Source organism: Endozoicomonas atrinae (assembly GCF_001647025.1).
Classification (GTDB): domain Bacteria; phylum Pseudomonadota; class Gammaproteobacteria; order Pseudomonadales; family Endozoicomonadaceae; genus Endozoicomonas; species Endozoicomonas atrinae.
In genome coordinates, this window is sequence record NZ_LUKQ02000205.1 from 1 (window position 1) to 9,721 (window position 9,721).

Consider the following 9,721-nt stretch of genomic DNA (forward strand, 5'->3'; position numbering starts at 1 on the left):
ACCATTCGCACCGGAGTTAAACAGCTCAGAAAGGCTATGGGAGTGGATGCGGGAGCATGACTTATCAAACAAAGCATTTTCAGGTTATGAAAATATTGTAGATTGTTGCTGTGAAGCTTGGAATAACCTTTGCAGCGAAGCTGGTCGACTGTTCAGTCTGTGCTCCCGTGATTGGGCAGTTATACAGTAGTTAGAAAATTCAATTGGTATAAACACTGCCAGGGCTCCCCCCATTACAAACATCAGGGTCGGGTTCCACTGACCGCTGACATCAAGAAATGCAGTCACCAGCTCGGGGTTTACCATGCCTGACAGTGCCATTCCAATACCGAATAGCATGCCGGTCAGCAATGCAATCGCATAATTCATAACGCTCTCCTTTAAATACGGGTCCTTAAACCATATGCAGACGGATGAACACGGTAATGCCCGCTATTGCCATGAAGACACAGGTAGCAATAACGGAGCGGATAGAAAGACGCCCGATACCGCATATTCCATGGCCGCTGGTACAGCCGTTACCAACCCCGGAACCGATACCAACAAGTAGTCCCGCCAACAGGATAATGAGGGTTGATGCGTTATAGGTTTCCGGAAAGGTGATTCCCAGAATCTGCATGGAGAGCCAGCCGCCACCGATCATCCCGACGATGAACAGAAGCCTCCACAGGAAGTCATTCCGCCCTGGAGAGACCAACCCTCCCAGGATTCCGCTGATGCCAGCAATTTTTCCATTAAAGAGCAACAGCAGTAGTCCTGCGCTGCCCATGAGCATTCCGCCCAGTAAAGACGACCATGGAATTGTGAACTCCATAAAGCTTCCTTTGTGTTGTTGTGGTTATGGAGATTGCTCTGGGTAAACAGAGTTCGGTGAATCAGGGATCACAGAATACGCTGTAAAGCGCTTTGAGAATCTCTTCAACCCGTGGATCTGCCAGCGAATAAAATACCTGCTGTGATTCCTTGCGGGACTTAACTAGCTCATGTTTTCTCAATACCGTGAGGTGTTGAGAAAATGCTGACTGACTCAGTGCTGAGCATTCCTGCAGCTGACCTGCACCCATCTCTCCCTGAACCAATTGGCAAAGCACCATAAGGCGCTCGGGGTGGGACATGATTTTCAGAATACCGGCAGCTTCTGAGGCTCTGGTTTGCATCTCTTCAAGCATCATAGGAAGTAGGCCTCATTATTAGCCGTCGTCAAAATAATCCCCATCCTACCAACTGACTTAGTTCAGTCAATACTATATTAGATATTTCTAATTAAGTGTGGACTATATTAGATTATTCTAATAAATTATCAGGCATTTGTTGCTTAAGAGAAGGGAGAAAAGCCGGTGTCTACTGAAAAGATTGTTATCGTTGGCGGTGTGGCGGGCGGAGCTTCTGCTGCGGCACGGGCTCGTCGTTTGAGCGAAAGTGCTGAAATTATTCTGTTCGAGCGTGGGCCTTATATCTCATTTGCTAACTGTGGCCTGCCTTATCATATTGGCGGAGAGATTGAAGAAAGGGATGCTTTGTTGCTCCAGACCCCAGACAGCTTTCTCAATCGCTTTAATGTAGATGTGCGGGTTCATTCAGAAGTTGTTCGTATTAATCGGCAGGATAAGACAGTGACGGTCAGAAATTGTTTGGATCAGTCAGAGTCCATAGAGTCCTATGACAAGCTGCTATTGAGCCCGGGAGCGGCTCCCGTGATTCCACCCATTGATGGGATTGAGAATCCGCTGACGTTTTCTCTTCGCAATGTTCCTGATATGGACAATATTCTCAATGCCATTGCCGAAAATAAGCCTGAACATGCAACTGTGATTGGTGGCGGGTTTATTGGTCTGGAAATGATGGAAGCATTCCATCACCGTGGGATTAAGACCTCACTGGTCGAGCTGTCGAATCAGGTCATGGCGCCCGTAGACCCGGAAATAGCTGCTTTTCTACATCAAGAAATAGTGGACAAAGGCATTGATTTGAAGTTGGGTGTGGCTTTGGAAAGTATCCAGTTTCACCCTTCAACAACAGAAGGTAAAACCGGTCATTTGTCGTTAATGCTGAGTAATGGTGACACCATTAAAACTGAACTGCTGATCATGGCGGTAGGCGTGAGGCCTGAGACAACTCTTGCACGTGAGGCAGAATTAGCCTTAGGCCCGCTGGGAGGCATTGCGACCAATGCTTACATGCAGACCAGTGACCCGGATATTTATGCCGTGGGAGATGCCATAGAAGACAGTGACTTTATGACAGGAAAACCTGCACTGGTACCTCTGGCTGGCCCGGCCAATCGTCAGGGACGTATCGCAGCCGACAATATGCTGGGACGACATGAGGCGTACCAGGGAACTCAGGGAACTGCTATTTGTAAAGTCTTTGACCTTGCCGTAGCGGCCACCGGTAAAAATGAAAAAGCGCTTAAACGGGAAGAGATCGATTATGAAAAGGTCTATGTCCATGGAGCCAGTCACGCCAGCTACTACCCTGGATCAGAGACGGTCTCACTGAAACTGATCTTTGATCGTGCTACTGGCAAGGTGCTGGGAGCGCAGGCACTGGGTAAAGAGGGTATTGATAAACGTATTGATGTCATTGCTGTTGCTATCAGGGCAGGCATGACCGTTGAACAGTTGCAGCACCTGGAACTTACCTACGCACCACCTTTTGGCAGTGCCAAGGATGTTATTAATCAGGCTGCGTTTGTGGCAACTAATATCTTGAAAGATGATTTAACTATTATTCATTACGATGCGATTGATCGCCTGCCTGAACACAGTCTTTTACTGGATGTTCGAAATCCTGAAGAGTTCGCTGAGCAAGGTGCTATTCCCGGGGCCGTCAATATTCCACTGGATCAGCTGCGTGGACGTCAGGAAGAGCTTCCCAGAGACAAAAGGATTATTGTTTATTGCCAGGTTGGCTTGCGGGGCTATGTAGCTTTCAGGCAGCTGGTTAATAATGGTTTTAAAGCGGCAAATTTAGCGGGTGGCTATAAGACCTGGTTAATGGCTCATTGATAATAAGTTGCTAACCAACCAAAGTAACCCTGTATTACCAAGACATTCGTTCAAGAAGTACATATGTCATGCTTATCCTGGCAGCTATTGTTAAAATATCAGCAATAGCTCCTTCCTTCCCGGTTTTGCTAAAATCCCGTTTTAATTCCCTGGCCTGTTAAGGCTTTCAGATGAGAAATCAATGAGCAATGACGTAGTATTTGGCCTGCATGCGGTGCAGAGCCTGTTTGAACGGTCGCCCGAGAGAGTGCTGGAACTTCAGGTTCAGAAAGGGCGTACTGATAAGCGAATCAATGCACTGGTTGATCAGGCCAGAGATCAGGGAGTTTCCGTCCGATTCGTGGAGCGCGGCCGTCTTGATGCCAAAGCGGATGGTGTTCATCAGGGCATTATGGCCAGAGTGTCTGCTGCCCGGGTTTACCGGGAAGAAGACCTGGAAGATATTCTGGATGGACTGGATGAGCCGCCATTTCTTCTGATTCTGGATGGTGTTACGGATCCTCATAACCTGGGAGCCTGCCTGCGGACAGCAGATGCAGCAGGAGTGCATGCGGTTATTGTACCCAAAGATAAATCAGCCAGTCTGAATGCCACAGCAACCAAAGTGGCTTGTGGTGCTGCGGACAATGTACCTCTGATTCAGGTGACCAATCTTGCACGGAGTATGGAATGGCTCAAGGAGCGAGGTATCTGGATGATTGGTACGGCTGGTGAAAGTTCCGGCAATATCTATCAGTCAGATTTAAAAGGCTCTCTGGCACTGGTTATGGGTGCAGAAGGTAAAGGGATGCGTCGATTGACCAGAGACCTGTGTGACTCGCTGATCTTTATTCCAATGGCAGGTTCAGTCAGTAGCCTTAATGTGTCGGTTGCTACAGGGGTGTGTTTGTTTGAGGCTGTTCGACAGAGACAGTAACCTTTTTCCTCATCGCTTTTTCTTCTCGGTTGGCTATCTCAAATTGTTCTCATGCGGGTAGCCAGCGATTCCTATCCTTAAGCCTGTTCTTCTTATGGCCATTTCAATGGCGTGGCTATCTTCTCGCCTTTATCACAGGCCGGTCTCCCTACTGTTGCTACCTTAAGAGGTCTCCAATTTATGAAGTCCCGGGTGCTATTTTTCTTACTGTTATCCAGTTTCTGTGCTTTTACTTATTCTGGTACTGAAAAGCCTGTGGCTGGGCCTTTGATTGTAGAGATGGAGGGGCGGGGTCTCTATCTAACATCGCCTACAGCAACTATAACGAGAGGGGATACATTGATACTTTCGTCACCCAGGGTTGACTGGCTGGATGGTATGAAGCAAGAGCATATACATCAGCTTTTGACCGTTGATCTGTCAAATTTGCCTGAGCTTGCCGGGTACCTCGATAAAGGTATTAAAAATACGCTGGTACTTTCTTCATTGGAGTTAAAGTATAAGACGGAAAGTGGCTGGCGAAACATGCAAATCCATGATCGTCTTGAGTTGGTTGCCAGTTCAGGGGGCAATCTAAGCTTCAAGTTTAAAGATCCTTTGCGGGTACCGTTAGATCAAAAAATGGAACAGGTGACATTAGCTTTGAAAACCTGGCCTAACCCCACGAATGGCTGGTTAATGGAGCTTGGACGGTTTCCAATGCATTCGGTCTGTTGTGACTGCAGCGGTTGGTGTGCCTTTCTCTGGATCTTGTTTGCCTATTGCAATAGTTGTCTTCAGCCGCAGGGAGGTGAGTATTGCTGCATAAATTGTGACCCCCCAGTTCCGGCTGCACCTGGGGGATCCTGCGATTAGTCAATAAAAAAGCCAGCTCAAGTGAGCTGGCTTTTATCGTGATTTAAGGGGGGGGTTAATTCAAGCCAGCCCTCCACTTCTGGTTATCGCCACCGTTGTGCTCCCACAAGACGATAGGGTCACCACTGTTGGTACCTGCTGCATCAATAACCATAGTGCCGTTTAGGCGGGTACTGAATTTTGCACCGTCTTTATTGAACTGCTGGTTGATACTGTTTTCATCACAGTCGGCAACTTCCAGTTGAAGACCGTTGCCAATACTGCCTGCCGGTACAGTCATGCACTTATTACCTGGCAGCTGACTTTTGATCGTACCTTTGACTGGATCAAAGTACCACTGCTGCTCTGGAGAGGAGTTACAACTCTTCAACTGAATCTTGGTGCCGTTGGCTGTATTGCCATTGGTAACATCCCAGCACTTGCCCTTACGCTTATCACGGAAGTCTACCCAGCGGTGAATGGCTGACTCAGGGCGAAGCTCCCACTCCTGCCATCTGCGACCGTGATATTCCCATTGGCCAACATTATCACCATTGTCGTAGCCGTAGGCGTCAGCAACAATATTGGGGTTATGCTTGCTGGCCAGTGTGTTCATATTGTAAGTCCAGCGAAGGTTGTCGCTGTCAACACAATCCCAGATCACAACTTCACCATTATTGTAAGCCTGTCCACGGTTATCCAGACACTTGCTGCGGTCAGCGCGGTTTTCAAACATCTCGGTTGTTTTATTGAAAATCCAGTGCTGATCAAAGGACTCATCATCACAATCCCAAAGCTGGACATTGGCGCCATTGACCAGATTGTTGTCATGGCCATTGATATCCATACAGCGATTGGCCTTGCGATTGAAGATCTTCACAAATGGCTCGAGAGGATCAATATAAGCGACACTGGTATTGCCCTCAGCCCGTTCCCACATCTGTAGATAGGCTTCAGCTGAGTTCATGACGGCTTCATAGACACGGCTTGAAGCCTGCTCACGGATATCCTGAATCTCGTCTGCCAGCATACCGTAATGCGCCATGCCTTCCTGATTGTAGTCAAATACCCGGTTACCAGACTTCTGTTTATTAAAGACCAGACCAAATTCAGAGGTGAATGGATATTCCAGGGGATCGGTATCGGCATTGCTACGAGGTCCATGCTGTCCACCAAGGCCGCTCATATCGGTGCCAAGGCCAACACCCTGGAGGTAAGGCGTCTGCTCGACGTGATCCAGATAACGGGAAACCCGATGTTCCACCCCATTGGCATCAGCGTTGTAGGGAGCGGCAAAGCCACCGGCTTCAATTAATCGCTTGGCATTCTTGTGGATATTGCCGTCACTACCTGAGTTCATCCAGCTATGGGATGTGACAACACCGCTGTATTGACGGGCTTCCACAATATCCATTACCGCATCAGCGGTATCCGGACTCATATGATCCATCTCAATCAGCATGTTCTTATCGATCATGCGGTTGATTAGATAAACCCCTAGTTGAGATAGACCGTACTTATTACAGTGTTCAATTGTCTCATCGTACTCCGGATTCAAGTTGGCGGTATCGAGAATCTCTTTAATAAACGGCACATCACCAATTAATGGGAATCCAGAAGTGAAGGCAGCTCCTTTGGTGTCAGCATCGCACTCTTTGGTTTCAAAGAAGCGGTTTCCTGCCAGCCATTGACCGATATTAATAAAGCCATTTTCTACCCTGGAACCCGCTATTTGATTGTCAAATTTGTGGGTTGGGTAAATACTACGAACGCCAAGGTCATATAGCTCATTAAGTGCGCTCTCAACGGTATTACGGTTGCATTTGTCCTTTTGTCCACAGTTGAAAGTTTCAGATGCTTCTACTCCCATCAGAACCGCCATCTGACCATTAGCCATTACCTGACGTGCTTCCTGCGGTGATGTCACTATCTGGAAAAACCCTTTTCCGGGGCCTCCAGCCTGAGCATCAATGTAATCCTGCATATCATTCAGGCTCTGGATTTGCAGGCGAATACTGTCCATGGTGTCACAGCTGTTTGGGTTCACCCAGCTGCCGGGATTGACCGTGGACTGAACTTCACAGAGTACTTCATTTTCCACAAGGTGGGTGACCATGAGCTTCAGTCCGGAAAGGTAAGCCCGTTCGATCCACTTGTAGTAATACCCCATATGGCTTAACGACTTATGGTTTGGCCAGAAGGGGAATTCTGGCCAGCCACGGGTGTCGTAGCGGAAATTGACATCATTAAACGCATATAGGTTACCAATGATGTCCAGAGAACCGTCTGGGCCATGGATGTCCTTACTGTCTTTCAGAGCTTCTTCAACCCCCCAGCGGTGGAAAGGCTCACCATGCATCATCTTACCGCCCATAAATTCATAGGAAGTAATATGCGTGTGTGGGTCCACATAACCACGAACGGGAGCAGCCGGATCCCCTTTTAGCCCATCGATATTGCCAGCAACGTTGACTTCTACTTCTGGGAAAGGAGTACAGTCACTCTGGGCAACCAGCTTGAACTGGGCTTCGCTGGTGTAGTCATGAGGGTTCAGCAGGTCAAAAAAGTAGAGGCCTCCATCCGTCCAGTTATGTCGGAGTTGTCTGTCCAGACCATTGCCGTGGAAACTGTACAGATAGTTGCCATCGGAGGAAGGCTCAGCACTGATACGCCATTCAGCGTATTCACCGGCATAGCGCCCGGCACTGATTTCTGCCGGCAGGTGAGAGGCCAGATATCGACCGTCTACGTCGGTCAACATGTAGTTAAAAAACGACGTTGGTTTCATAAAGAAGCGGGCTGCATCATCTGCGCTGATGCTTTCGAAACGGTAGCTGAGCCCGTCATCAACAGCACCACCTTTGTGAAACTTTTTCAGATAATTGCCGTTTTCCGGCGATTGGATGGAGTAACACCCCTGGGCAAGGCCATGAACGGCCTCTTCTGTCGTGTTTGCCTGAATGTCTGCCGATAGAAAGGCAGCACAGGCCAACAGGCTGTGACTTATACGCTTTGTTATCATGGAGATCTCTTGAATGTTATTTTTATTATTAGCCAGGTTCTGGAGACAACCTCAACTCAACAGATCCTTGGTCAACAATTCACCAGTGCACTGATGAATTTATTTCCCAAAAATTACTATACAAACGTTCGTTTAATTGCGCAAAAAAACATGAAAAAAATTCACAAAAATCGCGGTCATTGATTGTGTGCTTATATATTGCTGAATATTTCTACGGCTGATTGCTCCCCTCCAATTAGGTTGTTCATAAAGGCCGTTCAGTTTGTACCCTTCGCTGACTCTTCCTCCGCAATTTCCTGACATTCTGCTTCCTGGGCGAGTTGTCCCAAATGTGCAGAATCGGACGCCAAAGGGCTTAGAGGACAAGGGATGGAAATTTCTTCTTCGACATGGATCTGCTCAAGTGGTTGGTCTGCCTGTTCACTGGCTACCTTCTGCCCAATCTGATTGACCAACCTGAATGAGAAAAAGACAGCCAATACGGAGAACACAATGCCGCCAATGGCCTGTCCTGATAACACACCAAAGGCACCATCCATTTTTCCTCCCACCATGATAAAAGGCACGGTACCAATAGTGGCTTTACCCCAGTTAAATAATGTCGACCAGCCAGGCTTACCCAGATTATTAAACGAGGCGTTCGCAACAAATAACGCACCATTAAAGACAAAGCTGATGGCAATCCAGGTACAGAAAAAGTGAATAATCTGAGTAGCTTCCCCTTTCGTGCGGAAAAGCAGCACAAGATAGTCCTGTATAAGGAAAACAATAATAGAAACAACGGTTATATAGACTGTTGAGAACAGGTAGGCATTTTTAAGGCTCTGTTTGACACGGCCAAGCAACCGGGCTCCATGGTTCTGTCCGATAATTGGGCCAATAGCCCCTGATAATGCGAATACGACGCCGAAAGCAACAGGGGTGATACGGCCAATAATGGCATAGCCAGCCACAACCCCGTTGCCAAAATCAGCAAGCTCCCGCATAACCAGTACAGAGCTGATGGGCATGGCCAGATTGGTGAGAATGGCGGGTATCGCAATGCGGAGAATATCGCCTATATCGCGGTAAAACTGTTGCAGGTTTACCTTGCACAGCAGCTTGTGGACTTTAATGGCACCGTATGCCGATGTGCAGAAAATGGTGGTTCTGGCAAAGACGGAAGCGATGGCTGCGCCTGCTATGTCCATATCCAGCATAAAAATAAACACAGGATCCAGTACTGCATTAACCGCACCACCGGACAATGTGGATCCCATTGACCGCTTTGCATCCCCGACAGACCTCAGGGCAGCACCAAAGCACATGGCAATCGCCAGTACTGGCATGGAGGGAATCATAATCTTCAGGTACTGGGTAGCCAGTGAATGAACTTCACCGCGGGCACCGACCAGCTCCAAAAGCTCTGGAATATACATCCAGACCACCAAAGCAATCACGCTGGTGGACAGCCCACCAAGGATCACCGTGTTCGCCAGAAACTGACAGGCTCGATCCCGCTCCCGGGCTCCGATCGCTTTTGACAATAATGCCCCTGTGGCAATGGAGAGCCCGATGCCAATGGATGTGGTGACAAATAAGACGGTGCTCGCATACCCTACGGCTGCAGCAAGAAACTTTTCCCCAAGAAGGCTGAGGAAAAACAAATCCCGCATATCAACCACAAAAAGCGCAGTAATACCCACCGCATTACTCAGGCTCATTACGGTGATATGGCGCATCGTTGAGCCATGGGTAAAACGGACGTGTGGCATAACTAGCCTTACGGTTATATGGGTTTGAATGAGCTGAGAGCTGAGAGCTAAGAGCAACTTATACCAATTGCTTTTTCTAACTACTGTATAACTGCCCACTGACGAGAGCATAAACTGAATAGACGTCCAGCTTCGCCGCATAGATTGTTCCAGGCCTCGCAGCAGCAATCCACGATATCTTCGTAAC

General features: G+C 48.1%; 7 protein-coding genes. 2 read left to right on the forward strand and 5 right to left on the reverse strand.

The genetic code is table 11. From position 1 onward, the window contains the following. Positions 1–84: 84 nt before the first annotated feature. From AK963_RS34950 to AK963_RS21140, 3 genes are all read right to left on the reverse strand, one after another. On the reverse strand, positions 85–369 hold the full coding sequence (locus tag AK963_RS34950; RefSeq protein ID WP_202969822.1) for a DUF6691 family protein: 285 nt from the start codon (positions 367–369) through the stop codon (positions 85–87). Between the two features lie 25 nt (positions 370–394). Beyond that, complete coding sequence (locus AK963_RS21135) at positions 395–814, reverse strand: YeeE/YedE family protein (protein ID WP_066017407.1); 420 nt, start codon at positions 812–814, stop codon at positions 395–397. A gap of 61 nt (positions 815–875) precedes the next feature. Beyond that, complete coding sequence (locus tag AK963_RS21140) at positions 876–1,172, reverse strand: ArsR/SmtB family transcription factor (RefSeq protein ID WP_066017408.1); 297 nt, start codon at positions 1,170–1,172, stop codon at positions 876–878. Between the two features lie 165 nt (positions 1,173–1,337). Between AK963_RS21140 and AK963_RS21145 the strand changes: the two genes are divergently transcribed. Continuing rightward, positions 1,338–3,008 carry an FAD-dependent oxidoreductase gene (locus AK963_RS21145; RefSeq protein WP_066017409.1) on the forward strand — a complete coding sequence of 557 codons (1,671 nt, stop codon included), beginning with the start codon at positions 1,338–1,340 and terminating at the stop codon, positions 3,006–3,008. A 181-nt stretch (positions 3,009–3,189) separates the two neighbouring features. Continuing rightward, positions 3,190–3,924, forward strand: coding sequence for a 23S rRNA (guanosine(2251)-2'-O)-methyltransferase RlmB (gene rlmB / locus AK963_RS21150; RefSeq protein ID WP_066017410.1), 735 nt, complete (start codon positions 3,190–3,192; stop codon positions 3,922–3,924). A 910-nt stretch (positions 3,925–4,834) separates the two neighbouring features. Here the strand turns inward: rlmB and AK963_RS21160 are convergent. Beyond that, entirely contained in the window at positions 4,835–7,780 is a 2,946-nt protein-coding gene (locus AK963_RS21160) for a ricin-type beta-trefoil lectin domain protein (protein WP_066017412.1), read from the reverse strand. Positions 7,781–8,037: 257 nt separating this feature from the next. Next, positions 8,038–9,534: an MATE family efflux transporter gene (locus AK963_RS21165; RefSeq protein WP_066017413.1), complete on the reverse strand. Its 1,497-nt coding sequence runs from the start codon at positions 9,532–9,534 to the stop codon at positions 8,038–8,040. Between the last annotated feature and the right edge of the window lie 187 nt (positions 9,535–9,721).

Bases quoted from the DNA above. Each gene is read 5' to 3' on its own strand.
- AK963_RS21165 (WP_066017413.1), bottom strand. From the start codon at position 9,534: ATGCCACACGTCCGTTTTACCCATGGCTCAACGATGCGCCATATCACC.
- AK963_RS34950 (WP_202969822.1), bottom strand. From the start codon at position 369: ATGAATTATGCGATTGCATTGCTGACCGGCATGCTATTCGGTATTGGA.
- AK963_RS21160 (WP_066017412.1), bottom strand. From the start codon at position 7,780: ATGATAACAAAGCGTATAAGTCACAGCCTGTTGGCCTGTGCTGCCTTT.
- AK963_RS21135 (WP_066017407.1), bottom strand. From the start codon at position 814: ATGGAGTTCACAATTCCATGGTCGTCTTTACTGGGCGGAATGCTCATG.
- AK963_RS21140 (WP_066017408.1), bottom strand. From the start codon at position 1,172: ATGATGCTTGAAGAGATGCAAACCAGAGCCTCAGAAGCTGCCGGTATT.
- rlmB (WP_066017410.1), top strand. From the start codon at position 3,190: ATGAGCAATGACGTAGTATTTGGCCTGCATGCGGTGCAGAGCCTGTTT.